This window comes from Pseudomonas sp. R1-1, assembly GCF_051132135.1.
Taxonomy (GTDB): domain Bacteria; phylum Pseudomonadota; class Gammaproteobacteria; order Pseudomonadales; family Pseudomonadaceae; genus Aquipseudomonas.
This window is the reverse complement of the sequence record NZ_CP071663.1, coordinates 166,400-184,755: the sequence shown is the minus strand read 5'-3', so window position 1 is coordinate 184,755 and position 18,356 is coordinate 166,400. Positions and strand designations below refer to the sequence as shown.

The 18,356-nt window shown below is 61.2% G+C and carries 16 protein-coding genes; 5 read left to right on the top strand and 11 right to left on the bottom strand.

Features of this window, described 5'->3' with window-relative positions:
• Nucleotides 1–178: 178 nt before the first annotated feature.
• Entirely contained in the window at nucleotides 179–1,327 is a 1,149-nt protein-coding gene (locus tag J3P75_RS00810; RefSeq protein WP_434708997.1) for an NAD(P)/FAD-dependent oxidoreductase, read from the bottom strand.
• A 20-nt stretch (nucleotides 1,328–1,347) separates the two neighbouring features.
• Nucleotides 1,348–1,515, bottom strand: coding sequence for a rubredoxin (locus J3P75_RS00805; RefSeq protein WP_003177199.1), 168 nt, complete (start codon nucleotides 1,513–1,515; stop codon nucleotides 1,348–1,350).
• Between the two features lie 200 nt (nucleotides 1,516–1,715).
• Between J3P75_RS00805 and J3P75_RS00800 the strand changes: the two genes are divergently transcribed.
• Both J3P75_RS00800 and ubiA read left to right on the top strand, forming a co-directional pair.
• Complete coding sequence (locus J3P75_RS00800) at nucleotides 1,716–2,276, top strand: chorismate--pyruvate lyase family protein (RefSeq protein ID WP_434708995.1); 561 nt, start codon at nucleotides 1,716–1,718, stop codon at nucleotides 2,274–2,276.
• Complete coding sequence (ubiA, locus tag J3P75_RS00795) at nucleotides 2,276–3,166, top strand: 4-hydroxybenzoate octaprenyltransferase (RefSeq protein ID WP_434708994.1); 891 nt, start codon at nucleotides 2,276–2,278, stop codon at nucleotides 3,164–3,166. Before J3P75_RS00800 ends, ubiA begins: the two co-directional genes overlap by 1 nt.
• Before the next feature lie 112 nt (nucleotides 3,167–3,278).
• On the opposite strand, the gene J3P75_RS00790 is transcribed toward ubiA, so the two are convergent.
• A complete protein-coding gene (locus J3P75_RS00790; RefSeq protein WP_206414438.1) occupies nucleotides 3,279–3,662 on the bottom strand; it encodes a COG4315 family predicted lipoprotein in 384 nt (127 codons plus the stop codon).
• A 151-nt stretch (nucleotides 3,663–3,813) separates the two neighbouring features.
• Here J3P75_RS00790 and phoB point away from each other — a divergent pair, with 151 nt between their 5' ends.
• The 3 genes from phoB to J3P75_RS00775 all read left to right on the top strand — a co-directional run bounded on the left by phoB (nucleotide 3,814) and on the right by J3P75_RS00775 (nucleotide 7,387).
• On the top strand, nucleotides 3,814–4,503 hold the full coding sequence (gene phoB / locus J3P75_RS00785) for a phosphate regulon transcriptional regulator PhoB (RefSeq protein WP_007896474.1): 690 nt from the start codon (nucleotides 3,814–3,816) through the stop codon (nucleotides 4,501–4,503).
• A gap of 133 nt (nucleotides 4,504–4,636) precedes the next feature.
• Nucleotides 4,637–5,923, top strand: coding sequence for a phosphate regulon sensor histidine kinase PhoR (phoR, locus tag J3P75_RS00780; protein ID WP_434711394.1), 1,287 nt, complete (start codon nucleotides 4,637–4,639; stop codon nucleotides 5,921–5,923).
• A gap of 123 nt (nucleotides 5,924–6,046) precedes the next feature.
• The gene (locus J3P75_RS00775; protein ID WP_090287628.1) at nucleotides 6,047–7,387 is read left to right on the top strand and encodes a hemolysin family protein; all 1,341 of its coding nucleotides are present in this window, start codon (nucleotides 6,047–6,049) and stop codon (nucleotides 7,385–7,387) included.
• A 113-nt stretch (nucleotides 7,388–7,500) separates the two neighbouring features.
• Here the strand turns inward: J3P75_RS00775 and J3P75_RS00770 are convergent, their stop codons facing one another.
• From J3P75_RS00770 to J3P75_RS00735, 8 genes are all read right to left on the bottom strand, one after another.
• Nucleotides 7,501–8,397, bottom strand: a complete 897-nt coding sequence (locus tag J3P75_RS00770; RefSeq protein WP_434708993.1) for a peptidoglycan DD-metalloendopeptidase family protein — start codon at nucleotides 8,395–8,397, stop codon at nucleotides 7,501–7,503.
• A 208-nt stretch (nucleotides 8,398–8,605) separates the two neighbouring features.
• On the bottom strand, nucleotides 8,606–9,556 hold the full coding sequence (locus J3P75_RS00765; RefSeq protein WP_434708991.1) for a response regulator: 951 nt from the start codon (nucleotides 9,554–9,556) through the stop codon (nucleotides 8,606–8,608).
• 187 nt (nucleotides 9,557–9,743) lie between these two features.
• Complete coding sequence (gene phoU, locus J3P75_RS00760) at nucleotides 9,744–10,505, bottom strand: phosphate signaling complex protein PhoU (protein WP_203420045.1); 762 nt, start codon at nucleotides 10,503–10,505, stop codon at nucleotides 9,744–9,746.
• 118 nt (nucleotides 10,506–10,623) lie between these two features.
• Nucleotides 10,624–11,457, bottom strand: a complete 834-nt coding sequence (gene pstB / locus J3P75_RS00755) for a phosphate ABC transporter ATP-binding protein PstB (RefSeq protein ID WP_090287634.1) — start codon at nucleotides 11,455–11,457, stop codon at nucleotides 10,624–10,626.
• Nucleotides 11,458–11,588: 131 nt separating this feature from the next.
• Nucleotides 11,589–13,259: a phosphate ABC transporter permease PstA gene (pstA, locus tag J3P75_RS00750; RefSeq protein WP_203420046.1), complete on the bottom strand. Its 1,671-nt coding sequence runs from the start codon at nucleotides 13,257–13,259 to the stop codon at nucleotides 11,589–11,591.
• A 16-nt stretch (nucleotides 13,260–13,275) separates the two neighbouring features.
• Entirely contained in the window at nucleotides 13,276–15,309 is a 2,034-nt protein-coding gene (locus tag J3P75_RS00745) for an ABC transporter permease subunit (RefSeq protein ID WP_434711392.1), read from the bottom strand.
• 413 nt (nucleotides 15,310–15,722) lie between these two features.
• Complete coding sequence (locus tag J3P75_RS00740; RefSeq protein ID WP_090287642.1) at nucleotides 15,723–16,721, bottom strand: phosphate ABC transporter substrate-binding protein PstS; 999 nt, start codon at nucleotides 16,719–16,721, stop codon at nucleotides 15,723–15,725.
• 239 nt (nucleotides 16,722–16,960) lie between these two features.
• Nucleotides 16,961–18,259 (bottom strand): MFS transporter, encoded by a 1,299-nt coding sequence (locus J3P75_RS00735; RefSeq protein ID WP_090287649.1) that lies wholly within the window; start codon nucleotides 18,257–18,259, stop codon nucleotides 16,961–16,963.
• Nucleotides 18,260–18,356: the final 97 nt, after the last annotated feature.

Below are 18,356 nucleotides of genomic sequence, written 5' to 3'. Positions count from 1 at the left end.
TTTGACGGTTTTTTGTTGTTATGTCCGTGCTGTTCTCGTTGGAACAGCGCCCAAGGCGCCGCAGGCTCTACTCTGCGGCAGACGGGAGTGAGAATGGCACGCGGATACGGGCGACGCCAGTCTCCCCGCGACCTTTGTCGGGGCAAAAGCGGGGTGTTTACGACAGAACGACCGGCATTTACGCCAGCAGGGCCGGAAGCTGTTTGTTAAGGGCAAGTTTTTCCATGACCGCAGCACCGGTCAGCGCATAACCGAGCAACTGACCGTCGGCACTGCGGCACAGCGCCTTGATGTCGGCGCCCTGCCCCTCCACCGTCCAGACGCCTTCGCTGCCACGCGGCGGCGGCGAGACCACCAGCGGGCACACTGGGGTTTTCACGGTGATCGGCATCGGGCCGTAGCTGACCGTCGTCGGGTTTCCTGCCAGGGTCTGAGCCAGCGCTCGCGCGCAGCTCATGAGGGGCATGACGTACAACAGATTCAGCCCGTCGACCTCGGCGCAATCGCCCAGGGCGTAAATATTGGCGTGGGACGTTTTAAGCTGCCGATCAACCATGACGCCGCGATTGACCTGGAGCCCCGCCGCCGCTGCCAGATCGATGCGCGGGCGCAGGCCAATCGCCGAGACCACCACGTCGCAGGCGATGACCTGGCCGTCGGACAGGTGCGCTTCGAGGCCATCGGCAACTTTCTGCAGATGGGTCAGCACCGGACCGAGGTGGAATTTTGCGCCGAGACTTTCCAGCCCGGCCTGCACGGCGGCCGCAGCGGCCGGGTGCAACAGGGTCGGCATGACCTGCTCGCACGGTGCGACCAGTTGCACTTCGTAGCCGCCGAGGATCAAGTCGTTGGCGAACTCGCAACCGATCAGGCCGGCGCCGAGCAACAGCACGCGCCGCTTGCCGGCCGCAGCGGCACGAAACCGTGCGTAGTCTTCCAGATCGTTGATCGGGAATACCAGATCGGCAGCATCGCCTTCGATCGGCACGCGCACGGTTTCCGCGCCCCAGGCGAGAATCAGGTCGCGGTAATACACCGCCTCTTCACCGATCCACAGACGTTTGTGGCCGGCATCGATGCCGCTGATGCGCGTGTGGGTGCGCACCTCGGCCTTCAACTGCTCGGCCATGGCGCCCGGCTCGGCCATGCTCAGGCCGTCGGCATCCTTGTTCTTGCCGAAACCGGTGGAGAGCATCGGCTTGGAGTACGAGCGGCCGTCATCGGCGGTGATCAGCAGCAGCGGGGTTTCGCTGTCGAGCTTGCGAAACTCGCGGGCCAGGTTGTAGCCCGCCAGGCCAGTGCCGATGATGACGACAGGTGCGCTCATGCCTAACTCCTTGATTTCGCTTAGTTGATTTCGATCATTTCGAAGTCCATCTTGCCGACGCCGCAGTCCGGGCACAGCCAGTCTGCCGGCACGTCTTCCCAGCGGGTGCCCGGCGCAATGCCGTCATCCGGCCAGCCGTCGGCTTCGTTGTAGATCAGGCCACAGACGATGCATTGCCACTTTTTCATTCGGATACTTCCTCAAGGTTCAGGCGATTGCTGGCGCGGACGGTCGATGGGTGTTGCGCTGCCATCCGGCTCAGGGCGTTTTGTACTGAGGGTGCCGGGCAGATGCAAGCCTGTTCGGCGCAACGGCAGCCCGGATCGATCAATCTCGCCGCCCGCCATGGTAAGCTCGCCGCCTCATTTGCGGCCAATAATGACTCATTGTGCAACATTCAAATGCCTGCCCCGCCCCGCTCTGGCTGCCCCAAAGCCGACTGTCACCCCGCCCCGATCCGTTGACTCTGGACTGGTTGTTCGACGAAGGTTCGCTGACCCGCCGTCTGACGCGGCTGTCCTGCGATGGCTTCAGCGTGACGCCATTGTTCGAAGGCTGGGCCACCCTGCGCAGCGACGAATGCGCGGCGCTGGAGCTGGCCGAAGACAGCGAAGGCTGGGTGCGCGAGGTGTATCTGCGTGGCCACGGCGAGGCCTGGGTGTTCGCCCGTAGCGTCGCCTCGCGTGCGGCATTGCAGGGTGACGGCTTGCACATGGACGAACTCGGCAGCCGCTCGCTGGGTGAACTGCTGTTTTGCGACCAGGCGTTTCAGCGCCGCGCCCTCGAAGTTTGCCACTACCCTGAAGACTGGCTGCCAATAGATGTCAGAGCGCCTGAACTGTGGGGACGGCGCTCGCGTTTCGACCGTGGCGCGCTGAGCGTGCTGGTTGCGGAAATCTTCCTGCCGAGCCTGTGGCGCACCGCCCGTGCCCATCCGGAGAACTGCTGATGTATCAGAGCCTGCTCAAGTCCCTGAACCGCTTGACCCCGCGCGCCTGGGATTTCATTCAGTTGACGCGCATGGACAAGCCGATCGGCATCTATCTGTTGTTGTGGCCAACGTTGTGGGCGCTGTGGATTGCCGGCAAGGGCTCGCCGTCATTGGCTAACGTAGTGATTTTTGTCCTCGGAGTGGTGCTGACCCGCGCCGGCGGTTGCGTGATCAACGACTGGGCCGATCGCAAGGTCGACGGCCATGTCAAACGCACCGCGCAGCGCCCCTTGGCCAGCGGCAAGATCAGTTCGAAAGAAGCGCTGGTATTCTTTGCCGTGCTGATGGGCATCAGTTTTCTGCTGGTGCTGTGCACCAACGCGCCGACCATCTGGCTATCACTGGGTGGTCTGGCGCTGGCCTGTACCTATCCGTTCATGAAGCGCTACACCTATTACCCGCAAGTGGTGCTGGGTGCTGCGTTTTCGTGGGGCATGCCGATGGCATTCACTGCCGAGACTGGCGAGTTGCCCGCAGCGGCGTGGCTGCTGTGGATTGCCAACCTGCTGTGGACGGTGGGTTATGACACCTATTACGCAATGACCGACCGCGATGACGACCTGAAGATCGGGGTGAAATCCACGGCGATCCTGTTTGGCGAGGCGGACCGGGTGATCATCCTCGGCCTGCAGGTGTTGTCGTTGGGCTGCCTGTTGCTGGCGGGTTCGAAATTCGAACTCGGTATATGGTTCAACCTGGGCTTGCTGGTGGCGGCTGGCTGTTATGCGTGGGAGTTCTGGTACACCCGGGATCGCGACCGCCTGCGTTGCTTCAAGGCGTTTTTGCACAATCACTGGGCCGGGTTGGCGATTTTTGTCGGGATCGTCGTGGATTACGCACTACGCTAAACGCAAATCAGTGTAGGAGTGAGCCTGCTCGCGATAGCGGTGTGTCAGTTGACGAAAAATGCAGCTGACAGACCGCTATCGCGAGCAGGCTCACTCCTACAGGGGACGGCGTCTATTTGGCTTTGGCGACTTTCCAGGCGCCGTCCATCTTGCCTTCGCCAGTCATGTCGCCGGCCTTCTTGTCCATCACGAAGGTGTACAGCGGCATGCCCTGGTAAGCCCACTGCATCGAGCCGTCGTCACGCTTGACTACCGTCCAGTCGCCCATCGACTTGTCACCCGCCTGCGCCATCAATGGCGGCCAGTTCGCTGCGCATTTGTCATTGCAAGCTGACTTGCCGGCGGAGTCCTTGGCGAAGGTGTACAGGGTCATGCCTTTGTGATCGGTGAACATGCCGTCCTTCTCCATCGCCGGATCGGCAGCCATCGCCAGGCCAGGCAGAGCCAGGGCCGCGGCCATCAGCAGGGCTTTGAAAGAAGCAGTCATCTGAGTCATGGAAACCTTCTTTTGTGGTTGTCAGGATTCGGACTTAGAGCTTAGTCCAGGATGGTCAAACTTGTGGGCGGGCAGAAATACTGTCACACGACTGCAATAATTCCGTTATCTAATGCGGCGCAAGACAGTTAAATGACAAGAGGATTAAGGCATGGTTGGCAGGAGCATTCTGATCGTCGACGACGAAGCGCCCATTCGCGAAATGATCGCCGTGGCGTTGGAAATGGCCGGCTATGACTGCCTCGAGGCAGAGAACTCGCAGCAGGCCCACGCCATCATCGTCGACCGCAAACCGGACCTGATCCTGCTCGACTGGATGCTGCCCGGCACGTCCGGCATCGAACTGGCCCGGCGCCTCAAGCGTGACGAGCTGACCGGCGACATCCCGATCATCATGCTCACCGCCAAGGGCGAAGAGGACAACAAGATCCAGGGCCTGGAAGTCGGCGCCGACGACTACATCACCAAACCGTTTTCCCCGCGTGAACTGGTCGCTCGCCTCAAGGCGGTGCTGCGCCGCGCCGGCCCGACCGACGGCGAAGCGCCGATCGAAGTCGGTGGCCTGCTGCTCGACCCGATCAGCCACCGCGTGACCATCGACGGCAAACCGGCCGAGATGGGCCCGACCGAATATCGCCTGCTGCAATTCTTCATGACCCACCAGGAACGCGCCTACACCCGCGGCCAATTGCTGGATCAGGTCTGGGGCGGCAACGTCTATGTCGAAGAGCGCACCGTCGACGTGCACATTCGCCGCCTGCGCAAGGCCCTCGGCGATGCTTACGAAAATCTGGTACAAACCGTGCGCGGTACGGGCTACCGCTTCTCCACAAAAGCATAAAAAAGCGGCTGCAAGTTTTTAGCTACAAGCGGCAAGTGAAAGCAGATCCGCTTTAGCTTGCAGCTTGAAACTTGACGCTGCGGCTAAGGACGCCCTTGTGAATCAAAACTGGCATGGCACCCTGATTCGCCACATGCTGCTACTGGTCACCGCGTGTCTGGTGATCGGGCTGATCAGCGGCTATTACGGCTGGAGCCTTGCGGTGGGCCTGGGCCTGTATCTGGCCTGGACGCTCAAGCAATTGCTGCGTCTGCACGAATGGCTGCGTCAGCACCAGCCCGATGAAGCGCCGCCCGATGGCTATGGCCTGTGGGGCGAAGTGTTCGACAGCATCTACCACCTGCAACGCCGCGACCAACGGGTGCGCGGGCGGCTGCAAGCGGTGATCGACCGGGTGCAGGAATCCACCGCGGCGCTGAAAGACGCAGTGATCATGCTCGACAGCGACGGCAACCTGGAGTGGTGGAACCGCGCCGCCGAAACCCTGCTCGGCCTCAAGACCCCACAAGACAGCGGCCAACCGGTGACCAACCTGGTGCGGCATCCGCGCTTCAAGGAATATTTCGAGCAGGACAACTTCGCCGAGCCGCTGGAAATCCCTTCGCCGACCAACGATCGCGTGCGCATTCAGCTGTACCTGACCCGCTACGGCAACAACGAGCACCTGATGCTGGTGCGCGATGTCACGCGCATCCATCAACTGGAGCAGATGCGCAAAGACTTCATCGCCAACGTTTCCCACGAACTGCGCACACCGCTGACGGTGATCTGCGGCTATCTGGAAACCCTGCTCGATAACGTCGAAGAAGTGAACCCGCGCTGGAGCCGGGCTTTGCAGCAGATGCAACAACAGGGCGGGCGCATGCAGACGCTGCTCAACGACTTGCTGCTGCTGGCCAAGCTCGAAGCCACCGATTACCCGTCGGACAACCAGCCGGTGCAGATCGATGCACTGCTGCAGTCGATCACCAGCGACGCCCAGCAATTGTCTGGCGCGAAGAATCAGCACATCACCCTCGAAGCCAATGCCGGCGTGCTGCTCAAGGGCAGCGAAGCGGAGTTGCGCAGTGCGTTTTCCAATCTGGTGTTCAACGCGGTCAAGTACACCCCGGCCGAAGGCAACATTCGGATTCGCTGGTGGGGCGACGATCAAGGCGCGCACCTGAGCGTGCAGGATTCGGGCATTGGTATCGACAGCAAACACCTGCCGCGCCTGACCGAACGCTTCTATCGCGTCGATTCCAGCCGCAACTCCAACACCGGCGGCACCGGCCTCGGTCTGGCCATCGTCAAACATGTGTTGCTGCGCCATCGCGCGCGCATGGAGATCAGCAGCGTGCCCGGCCACGGCAGCACGTTCACCTGCCACTTCGCCCCGGCCCAGGTGGCCAGCGCACGGGCGATCGGCGCTGCCGAGTGATGCCGCCCGGCACACGCCACTAGGCAATTGCCAAGTCAGCCGCTACATTGGCTGACTTGCGCCTGCCTTTCAGGCGCTGTTTTCCCTTACTTTCGAATCACACGGAACCTGCAAAACTCCATCATGGACCCTTCCCCTGGCTTGTCCCTCGCTACTATTTTCGCCGACTTCGGCATGATTCTTTTTGCTCTGATCCTGGTACTGCTCAACGGCTTTTTCGTTGCGGCGGAGTTCGCCATGGTCAAGCTGCGCTCGACCCGGGTCGAAGCCATCGCCGAGCAGCATGGCTGGCGCGGACATATCCTGCGCACCGTGCACAGTCAGCTCGATGCCTATCTCTCGGCGTGCCAGTTGGGTATCACCCTCGCCTCCCTCGGCCTGGGCTGGGTCGGTGAGCCGGCGTTCGCGCATATCCTTGAACCGCTGTTGAGCGCGATCGGCGTCGATTCGCCGGAGATCGTCAAAGGCGTCTCGTTTTTCACCGCATTTTTCATCATTTCCTATCTGCATATCGTGGTCGGCGAACTCGCGCCGAAGTCGTGGGCGATCCGTAAACCGGAACTGCTGTCGCTGTGGACCGCGGTGCCGCTGTACCTGTTCTACTGGGCGATGTATCCGGCGATCTACCTGCTCAACGCCAGCGCCAACGCGATCCTGCGTATCGCAGGGCAAGGCGAACCCGGCCCGCACCATGAACACCATTACAGCCGCGAAGAACTGAAACTGATCCTGCACTCCAGCCGCGGTCAGGATCCGAGCGACCAAGGCATGCGCGTACTGGCCTCGGCAGTGGAAATGGGCGAACTGGAAGTGGTCGACTGGGCCAACTCCCGGGAAGACCTGATCACCCTCGAATTCAACGCGCCGCTGAAGGAAATCCTGGCGATGTTCCGTCGCCACAAATTCAGCCGTTATCCGGTGTACGACAGCGAGCGCCAGGAGTTCGTCGGCCTGCTGCACATCAAAGATCTGCTGCTGGAGCTTGCGGCGCTGGACCACATCCCGGAGTCGTTCAACCTCGCCGAGCTGACCCGTCCGCTGGAGCGTGTGTCACGGCACATGCCGTTGTCGCAGCTGCTGGAGCAGTTCCGCAAGGGCGGCTCGCACTTCGCCGTAGTCGAGGAGGCTGACGGCAACATCATCGGCTACCTGACCATGGAAGACGTGCTGGAGGTGCTGGTCGGCGATATTCAGGACGAACACCGCAAGGCTGAGCGCGGCATTCTCGCCTACCAGCCGGGCAAGCTGCTGGTTCGTGGCGATACGCCGTTGTTCAAGGTCGAACGCCTGCTGGGTATCGATCTGGATCACATCGAAGCGGAAACCCTCGCCGGGTTGGTCTATGAAACCCTCAAACGCGTGCCGGAAGAGGAAGAAGTGCTGGAAGTCGAAGGCCTGCGGATCATCATCAAGAAGATGAAAGGGCCGAAGATTGTGCTGGCCAAGGTGTTGATGCTGGATTGATGGGCTGATCCGGGAGCGCGTCGCCGCTTTCGCGAGCAGGCTCGCTCCCACAGGAATCACACCGAACCTGTGGGAGCGAGCCTGCTCGCGAAGGGGCCCGCACGGTCACCTCATCACTGCTTGCCCAACGCAAAGTTGGGCAAAGCCCCCAGCGGCTGGTTGAACTGATACGGAATCGACACCAGCCCTTCGCCGGTATTGCGCTGCACCACGAAGTGCAGGTGCGGGCCGCTGCTGTTGCCAGTGTTGCCAGACAGCGCCAGCGGACTGCCGACCTTGACCCGTTGCCCCTCACGTACGCTCACCGAACCTTGTTTGAGATGCAGGTACACGCCCATCGTGCCGTCATCGTGCAGCACCCGCACGAAATTGCCCGACGCATCGGTGCCGCGCCCGCTCTGTGAGTTTTCAGTCTTGACCACCACCCCGGCCCGCGCGGCAATGATCGGCGTGCCCACCGGCATGGCGATGTCCATGGCATAGCGATTCTTCGGTCCGTAGTGGCTGTATTGGCCGTTGGCGCCCTGACTCAGGCGGAACGGCCCGCCACGCCACGGCAGTGGATAGCGATAGCTCTGCGCCGCGCCAGCGGGGTCGCCCAGCGAATAATGGAACTGCGGCGAATACACCAGCGGCTTACCGGCGGATATCGCCGTCAGCAGCGCCAGCCGCGTGTTGCTGCGCGCCGGCAGCACCCGGCGAATGGTCTGCACCGGCGCGCCGCGCACGTTGCTCAGGCCGGTAAAAGCCAAGGCAATCTCGACCGGTGCATACAGATCGTTGCGCACGAACACCACGTCGGTGCCTTTCTGCTTTTTGATATCGAGGTACACCTGGCGCTCCAGGCGCTCGACCATGCGGTCCTGAAACACGAACACCTGCGCGCCTTTACTCGGCCGGTCACTGTAGGAAACCACGCCGTTGGCATCGGTGGATTTATAGATGGTCATGGCCACTGCCGAGGTGGAGGCCAGAAACACAGCACAGAGAAACAGCAGGCGCGCGAGCATGGGCAAGAATCTGACGAAAGAAGGCCTGGAAATGAGCCTAGCAGGTGAAGCAGACCAGGCTAGTCGACAGATGTTGCAAATAGGCAGTGCAGAAGATGGATGGTGCTGTTGATGGCCCTATCGCCAGCAGGCTGGCTCCCACATTGGAATGCGTTGCAAATGTGGGAGCCAGCCCTGCTGGCGATAGCGACTTGTCAGGCGAGGACGATCAGGCGCCCGGCACGAAATGCTTCTGCGCCGTGCCACGGGCAATCAGGCGCGAGATGTAGTCGAGCTTCTGCGCGTCCTGATCGACGAAGCGGAAGGTCAGTTGCAGCCATTCACTGTCTGGCTTCTGCTCGACCGCGACAACGGCGTGCAGGTAACCGTTGAGGCGCGCGACTTCGGCGTTGTCGCCCTGCTCCAGATCGAGCACGGCGCTGTCGAGGATCTGCGGCAGGGTCTCGGTGCGCTTCACTACCAGCAGCGCTTCCTTGATGCTCAGCGCCTTGATTACGCATTGCTGGGTGCCGCTCGGCAGGCGCAACTGGCCCTGACCGCGGCCACCGACCGGCGCTTTCGCCGCGGCAGGTGCCTGCACTGGCGGCGCGTTGAGCAAACCGCGCGATGGCGCAGCAGCGGCTGCCGGAGCCGCCGCAGGCTTGGCAAACGGGTTGGCCGCCGCAGCCGGGGCAGCGCCGACCACCGCAGGCTTGCCGCCGGTCAGTGCGCTCAGCGAATCGTTGCCGAACGCCGAGTTCATCTTGGTCGGCGCGCTGTTCATCAGGGTGTCGAGCTTGCCGACCTTGTTCAGCGCCTGCTTGACCTTGGTCAGCAACTGTTCATTGGTGAATGGCTTGCTGACGTAGCCGGACACGCCAGCCTGAATCGCCTGCACAACGTTTTCCTTGTCGCCCCGGCTGGTCACCATGACGAACGGCATGGTCTTGAGATTGTCCTGCTCGCGGCACCAGGTCAGCAGTTCGAGGCCGGACATTTCCGGCATTTCCCAATCGCACAACACCAGGTCGAAAGCTTCTCTGGCCAGCATGGCCTGGGCCTTTTTACCGTTGACGGCGTCCTCGGTGCGGATCCCCGGGAAGTAATTACGCAGGCACTTTTTCACCAGGTCACGAATGAACGAAGCATCGTCCACGACCAACACACTGATCTTGCTCATCCAACACCCCTATTAAAATCCCGGCAAGCATAACGCTGGCTGATGGCACATTGCCAAAACTCTTCAGTCACGCCGGGACTTTTCGTTCGCGGGTGCTGCTTTTTAATTCGCTTTTCAATTCGGTCGCCTGTGAAAAGCACAAACAAAAACGCCCGGCCAAAGGGCCGGGCGCTTTTCTCAGGCAATCTTACTTATCGTCAGTTTCGCCCGGAACATTAGCGGTTTCGGCACTGGTGCCTTCAACTTCTTCCTTCATGCGCTTGAGGCCCATGTGCCGCACGTCGGTGCCGCGGACCAGGTAGATCACCAGTTCCGAGATGTTGCGCGCATGGTCGCCGATGCGCTCCAGCGAACGCAGGACCCAGATGATGCTCAGAACCCGCGAGATAGAGCGCGGGTCTTCCATCATGTAGGTCGCCAGCTCGCGCAGGGCGGTTTTGTATTCGCGGTCGATGATCTTGTCGTACTGCGCCACCGACAGCGCCAGATCGGCGTCGAAACGCGCGAACGCGTCCAGCGCATCGCGGACCATGTTGCGCACCTGGTCGCCGATGTGGCGAACCTCGACGTAACCACGCGGCGCTTCGCCTTCCTCGCACAACTGGATGGCACGGCGGGCGATCTTGGTCGCTTCGTCGCCGATGCGCTCGAGGTCGATCACCGACTTGGAGATGCTGATGATCAGACGCAGGTCCGACGCTGCCGGCTGACGACGGGCGAGAATGCGCAGGCACTCTTCGTCGATGTTGCGCTCCATCTGGTTGATCTGGTCGTCGATCTCGCGCACTTGCTGAGCCAGACCGGAGTCGGCCTCGATCAGCGCTGTGACGGCGTCGTTGACCTGCTTCTCGACCAGCCCGCCCATGGCAAGGAGGTGGCTGCGCACTTCCTCCAGTTCAGCGTTGAACTGCGCGGAAATGTGATGGGTAAGGCCTTCTTTGGAAATCATTGTTCGCTCCGCGAAAGTTGCAAGCTTCAAGCTGCAAGCTTCAAGCAGTTATGTATAAGTCCTGATATCGCACCGCATCTTACTTGCCGCTTAAAGCTTGCGGCTTGCAGCTCTACGATCAGCCATAGCGACCGGTGATGTAGTCTTCGGTCTGCTTCTTCGCCGGATTGGTGAACAGGGTATCGGTGTCGCCAAATTCCACCAGTTTGCCCATGTACATGAACGCCGTGTAGTCGGACACCCGCGCCGCCTGCTGCATGTTGTGCGTGACGATAACGATGGTGAACTTGGATTTCAGCTCGTAGATCAGCTCTTCGACTTTCAGCGTCGAGATCGGGTCGAGGGCCGAGCACGGTTCGTCGAGCAGCAGCACTTCCGGCTCAACCGCGATGGTACGGGCGATCACCAGACGCTGTTGCTGACCACCGGACAGGCCAAGCGCCGAGTCGTGCAGACGGTCTTTGACTTCGTCCCACAGCGCCGCGCCTTTCAACGCCCACTCAACGGCTTCGTCGAGGATGCGCTTCTTGTTGATGCCCTGGATGCGCAGGCCGTACACCACGTTTTCGTAGATGGTCTTCGGGAACGGGTTGGGCTTCTGGAACACCATGCCGACGCGACGACGCAGCTCGGCAACGTCTTCGCCCTTGCGATAGATGTTGTTGCCGTACAGGTTGATCGCGCCTTCAACGCGGCAGCCGTCAACCAGATCGTTCATGCGGTTGAAGGTGCGCAGCAAAGTCGACTTGCCGCAACCGGACGGGCCGATGAACGCGGTCACGCGCTGCTTCGGAATGTTCATGCTGACGTCGAACAGCGCTTGTTTCTCGCCGTAGTACAGGCTCAGGCCGGGCACTTCGATGGCCACGGTTTCCTGTTCGAGGTTCAGGCTCTGCTTGTCTCGGCCCAGGGCAGACATGTTGATGCCGTGGCTGTGTGTTTCGTGCTGCATGGGAGGCTCCCTGTGCTGACAAATTCGGTTCGGTTTTTGTGGGAGCCAGCCTGCTGGCGATTCAGGCACTGCGGTTTGTCTATGAAACCGCGGTGATGCCATCGCGAGCAGGCTCACTCCTACATAAGAAATCAGCTATCCAGTGCTTTGTACTTTTCGCGCAGGTGGTTGCGGATATACACCGCCGACAAGTTCAACGTCGCGATCACCAGCACCAGCAACAGCGCCGTGGCGTACACCAGCGGACGGGCCGCTTCGACGTTCGGGCTCTGGAAGCCGACGTCATAAATGTGGAAGCCCAGGTGCATGATCTTCTGGTCCAGGTGCAGGTACGGGTAGTTGCCATCCACCGGCAGCGACGGCGCCAGTTTCACCACGCCGACCAGCATCAGCGGTGCCACTTCGCCGGCGGCACGGGCCACGGCGAGGATCATGCCGGTCATCATTGCCGGGCTGGCCATCGGGATGACGATCTTCCACAGCGTTTCCGCCTTGGTCGCGCCCAGTGCCAGCGAACCTTCGCGCACGGTACGCGGGATCCGCGCCAGACCTTCCTCGGTCGCAACAATGACCACCGGCACTGCCAGCAGCGCCAGCGTCAGCGAGGCCCACAGCAGACCCGGCGTACCAAAGGTCGGTGCCGGCAAAGCTTCAGGGAAGAACAAGCGGTCGACCGAACCGCCGAGCACGTAGACGAAGAAACCCAGACCGAACACGCCGTAAACGATCGCCGGTACACCGGCAAGGTTGTTTACCGCGATGCGAATGACGCGGGTCAGGGTGTTCTGTTTGGCGTATTCGCGTAGGTACACCGCCGCCAGTACGCCGAACGGGGTCACGATCATCGCCATGATCAGGGTCATCATCACGGTGCCGAAGATCGCCGGGAAGATCCCGCCCTCGGTGTTCGCTTCACGCGGGTCATCCGAGAGGAATTCCCAGATCTTGCTGAAGTAGAAGCCGACCTTGGTCAACGTACTCATGCCGTTTGGCTGGTAGGCATGCACGACTTTGCCCAGACCGATTTCGATTTCCTTGCCGTTGGCGTCGCGAGCGGTCAAGGCGTCGCGGTTGAACTGCGCATGCAGGTCGGACAGACGTGCTTCGATGTCTTTGTAACGCGCGTCCAGCTCGGCGCGCTCGGATTCCATGTCCGCTTGCGCGGTGGCGTCCAGCTTGCCTTCCAGCTCGAGTTTGCGACCGTGCAGACGGATGCGCTCGAGGCCGGCGTTGATCGCGCCGATGTCGGTTTTTTCCAGCGTCTTCAGTTGAGCCGCGAGATCGTTGACCCGATCGATGCGCGCTTGCAGCTCAGGCCATGCGGCCTCGCCTTCGGCGATGACCTTGCCGTCCTGTTTGACGTTGACCAGGTAGCCGTAGAAATTGCCCCACTCGCGACGCTCGATCGCCATCAACTCGGGCGGCGTGGTCTGCTTGGTCAGCCAGTCGCCGACGATCCACGTGAAGTCGTTGCCGTTCAGGTCGCGGTTGCCGACCTTGACCAGCTCGCGGGTCATGAATTCCGGACCTTCGTCAGGCACCGGCAGGCCGGCACTCTTCAGACGGGCACGCGGCACTTCTTCTTTCTGCACCACTTCGCCGACGATCAGGTGATTGGCCTGGCCGGGTACGTCGTAATGCGCGTGGATCAGGTCCGCCGGCCAGAAGTGACCGAGACCGCGCACGGCAATCACCGCCAACAGGCCAATGGTCATGATGACCGCGATGGACACCGCGCCACCGCTGATCCAGACGCCTGGGGCGCCGCTCTTGAACCATCCTTTCAGGGAGTTCTGTTTCACAGACTTCTACCTTTGCTTAAAGCGACGAGTATTTCTTGCGCAGACGCTGACGAATCAGTTCTGCCAGGGTGTTCATGACGAAGGTGAACAACAGCAGCACCAGCGCCGAGAGGAACAGCACGCGGTAGTGGCTGCCGCCGACTTCCGACTCAGGCATTTCCACTGCAACGTTGGCGGCCAGGGTGCGCAGACCTTCGAACAGGTTCATTTCCATGACCGGGGTGTTACCAGTGGCCATCAGCACGATCATGGTTTCGCCGACGGCGCGGCCCATGCCGATCATCAGCGCCGAGAAAATCCCCGGGCTGGCGGTGAGGATGACCACGCGGGTCATGGTCTGCCACGGTGTAGCACCGAGGGCCAGCGAACCGAGGGTCAGGCCGCGCGGCACGCTGAACACGGCGTCTTCGGCGATCGAGTAGATGTTCGGGATCACCGCAAAGCCCATGGCCAGGCCGACCACCAGTGCGTTGCGCTGGTCGTAGGTGATGCCCAGGTCGTGGGAGATCCACATGCGCATGTCGCCGCCGAAGAACCAGTTCTCCATGAACGGGCTCATGTACAGCGACAGCCAGCCCACGAACAGGATCACCGGAATCAGCAGTGCACTTTCCCAGCCGTCCGGGACTTTCAGGCGGATCGACTCAGGCAGGCGGCTGAAAGTGAAACCGGCGACGAGGATGCCGATCGGCAACAGCATCAGCAGGCTGAAGATGCCCGGCAGATGCCCCTCCACATATGGCGCGAGGAACAGACCGGCGAAGAAACCGAGAATCACCGTCGGCATCGCTTCCATCAGTTCGATCACCGGCTTGACCTTGCGGCGCATGCCCGGGGCCATGAAGTACGCGGTGTAGATCGCTGCGGCAACGGCCAGGGGCGCGGCCAGCAGCATCGCGTAGAACGCGGCTTTCAAGGTGCCGAAGGTCAGTGGCGACAGGCTCAGTTTCGGCTCGAAATCGGTGTTGGCGGCAGTCGATTGCCAGACGTACTTAGGCTCGTCGTAGTTCTCGTACCAGACCTTGCTCCACAACGCGCTCCACGAAACTTCCGGGTGCGGGTTGTCGAGCAGCAACGGTTGCAGCTTGCCGCCGGCTTCGACGATTACCCGGTTGGCGCGCGGCGACAGACCGAACAGGCCCTGGCCGTCGACAACCTGATCGACCAGCAGCGTGCGGTGCGCGGTGCTGTGAAACACCCCAAGCTTGCCGCTGGCGTCGAGCGCGAGGAAGCCTTTGCGGCGTTCTTCGGCAGCGATTTCAACGATGGGCGTGCTGCCCATCTGGAACGTGCGAATCTGCTTCAGGCGCTGCTCGCCATCGGTGTCACGGGCCATGAACCATTGGGCCAGACCGCCCTTGGAGTCGCCGATGATCAGCGAGATACCACCGACCAGTTGCGTGGTCGCGGTGACTTCGGCGTCAGCATTTTCCAGCAGCTTGTAGCGACCGTTGAGGCTCTTGTCACGCAGGCTGAAGACGTCGGCCTGGGCACGCCCGTTGACCACGTACAGCCACTGCTGGCGTGGGTCGACGAAGATGTTTTTCACAGGCTCGGTCATCTGCGGCAGATCGATACGCTGCTGCTCGTTGGTGACTTCGCCGGTCATCAGGTTTTCTTCGCTGGTCAGCGACAGAACATTGAGTTGCGAACCGGTCGAGCCGACCAGCATCAGGGTCGTATCGGTGGCATTGAGGCTGACATGCTCCAGCGCACCGCCGCTTTCGTTCAGCGCAATCGGCGCCTCACCGTACGGGTACTCGATGGCCGGCGTGATGGTTTTCTTGCCATCGGGGTAGCTGACTTTGTAGGTGTGACGGAACACCAGCGCCTGACCATTGGACAGGCCCACGGCCACCAGCGGATGACCCGGCTGGTCTTCACCAATGGACGTCACGCTGGCGCCGGCCGGCACTGGCAGATCGACGCGCTTGAGTTCAGCGCCACTGTCGATATCGAAGAACAACGCCTGCCCCTTGTCGGAGACGCGCATCGCCACCTGATTCTGCTCTTCGAGCGAGATCATCAGCGGCTTGCCGGCGTCCTGCATCCAGGCCGGGGTGATCGAGTCTTTCGCGGTCAGGTCGGCACCTTGAAACAACGGCGCAACGACGTAAGCGAGGAAGAAGAAGATCAGGGTGATGGCCGCGAGCACCGCGAGGCCGCCAACGAGGACGTACCAACGGGTGAAGCGATCCTTGAGCGCGCGAATGCGGCGCTTGCGTTGCAGCTCAGGCGTATTGAAATCAATGCGCTTGGGAGGGGAAGTCGTAGTCATTGGGGAATTGGCCAGATCATTCATGCGCACACCCTAGCGATCCTGTATGACAGAAAGATGACAATGCAGTGACGCAGCAAATCCGCCACCCGGAAGGCCCGGCAGCGGAGTCGAAAATTTGGTAATTGTGGGAGCGAGCCTGCTCGCTCCCACAAAGAGTCCGGCGTTACGCCGGGCTCGATTTGTTACTGCTTGGCGACAGAGCCGCCTTCCTGCAGACCCAGGTCAGCCAGTGCCTTGGCAGCAACCTTGGCTGGCAGCGGGATGTAGCCGTCTTTCACCACCACTTCCTGGCCCTGCTTCGACAGCACCAGTTTGACGAACTCGGCTTCCAGCGGGGCCAGAGGCTTGTTCGGGGCTTTGTTGACGTATACGTAGAGGAAACGCGACAGCGGGTACTTGCCGTTCAGGGCGTTTTCTTCGGTGTCTTCGATGAACTCGCCGCCTTCTTTCTTGGCCAGGGCAACGGTTTTCACGCTGGCGGTCTTGTAGCCGATACCCGAGTAGCCAACGCCGTTAAGCGAGCTGCTGATCGACTGCACCACCGACGCCGAACCTGGTTGTTCGTTGACGTTTGGCTTGTAGTCGCCTTTGCACAGGGCTTCTTCCTTGAAGTAGCCGTAGGTGCCGGATACCGAGTTGCGGCCGAACAGTTGCACTGGCTTGTTGGCCAGGTCGCCGGTCACACCGAGGTCGCCCCAGGTCTTGACGTCAGCCTTGGCGCCGCACAGGCGTGTCGAGGAGAAAATCGCATCGACCTGAGCCATGGTCAGGTGCTTGATCGGGTTGTCCTTGTGCACGAACACGGCCAGGGCATCCACGGCAACCGGGATGGCAGTCGGCTTGTAGCCGTACTTCTGCTCGAAAGCCTGCAGCTCGTTGTCCTTCATCTTGCGGCTCATCGGGCCCAGGTTGGCAGTGCCTTCGGTGAGTGCAGGTGGCGCGGTAGAGGAACCGGCGGCCTGAATCTGGATGTTGACGTTCGGGTATTCTTTTTTGTAGTTCTCGGCCCACAGGGTCATGAGGTTGGCCAGGGTATCGGAACCGACGCTGGACAGGTTGCCCGACACACCAGTGGTCTTGGTGTAGCTCGGGATAGCAGGGTCAACAGCGGCAACCGCGTTGGCAGTCGCAACGCCAGCAGCGACAAAAGTCATTGCCGCCATCAAACGCTTCAGTTTCATGCCTTACTCCTAGCAGATAGGGTGTGTTAAGTCGGGGCCAAGTATCAGCAGGCCGTGTGAACACTCTATGGCTGAAATATGACAATTGGATGAAAGGCCAGCATGTCGAGACAGATCGTTCCCACGCTCTGCGTGGGAATGCCGCCAGGGACGCTCTGCGTCCGCTTCGAGAGGTGACGCAGAGCGTCACGGGATGCATTCCCACGCGGAGCGTGGGAATGATCAGGAGGGAGGAAAAATCAGCGCCCCTTCCTCCACAACCACGCACCTACAAGAATCCCCATTCCGCACAGCACCGCCACGTAATAAGCCGGGCCCATCGCGCTTTCCTTGAGCAGCAGACTCACCACCATCGGCGTCAAGCCACCGAAGATCGCGTACGCCACGTTGTACGAGAACGACAAACCACTGAAGCGCACCACCGGCGGGAACGCTTTGACCATCACATACGGCACCGCACCGATGGTGCCGACCAGCAGACCGGTCAATGCGTACAGCGGGAACAGCCAGTCCGGGTGGTCGGCGAGGCTGTGATAGAAGGTCCACGAGCTGATCAGCAGGCCGAGGCAGCCGAAAACGAAGACGCGGCCAGCACCGAAGCGATCGGCCAGTGCACCAGCGCCGATGCAACCCAGGCTGAGGAAGACGATGGCCAGGCTGTTGGCCTGCAAGGCGGTGGTCGGCGAGAAGTGATAGACCGTTTGCAGCACGGTCGGGGTCATCAGGATGACCACGACGACGCCGGCCGACAGCAGCCAGGTCAGCAGCATCGAGATCGCAATCGCCCCACGGTGATCACGCAGCACCGCGCGCAGCGGCACTTCTTCAGCCAATGCCTTGCGCTGTTGCAACTCGGCGAACACCGGGGTTTCGTGCAGCCAGCGGCGCAGGTACACGGAGAACAGGCCGAACACACCGCCCAGCAGGAACGGGATCCGCCAGGCGTAATCGGAGACTTCCGCCGGCGTATAAATGCTGTTGATCGCCGTGGCGACCAGCGAGCCGAGCAGGATGCCGGCAGTCAAACCGCTGGTGAGCGTGCCGCAGGCATAACCGATGTGTTTTTGCGGAACGTGTTCGGAAACGAAGACCCATGCTCCCGGCACTTCCCCGCCGATCGCCGCGCCCTGAATGACGCGCATCAACAGCAGCAGGATCGGCGCCCAGATGCCGATCTGCGCATACGTTGGCAGCAGGCCCATGATCAGGGTCGGCACGGCCATCATGAAAATGCTCAGGGTGAACATCTTCTTGCGCCCCAGCAGGTCGCCGAAGTGCGCCATGACGATGCCGCCCAGCGGCCGGGCGAGGTAGCCCGCAGCGAAGATGCCGAAGGTCTGCATCAGCCGCAGCCACTCGGGCATGTCGGCCGGGAAGAACAGCTTGCCGACCACGGTGGCGAAGAAAACGAAGATGATGAAATCGTAGAATTCCAGCGCCCCGCCGAGGGCGGACAGCGACAGGGTCTTGTAGTCATTGCGGGTCAACGGTCGTGCGGGTTGCTCGGGCTGCGCGAGGCTCGAAGGCGCTGTGGTCATGGCAAGGTCTTCTCTTATAGTCGAATCTGCCGCCACAACAACGCTGGCGGTGGCTTGGGCAGGTTCGGCACCATAGCAAATTGTTCGAAAAAGCACA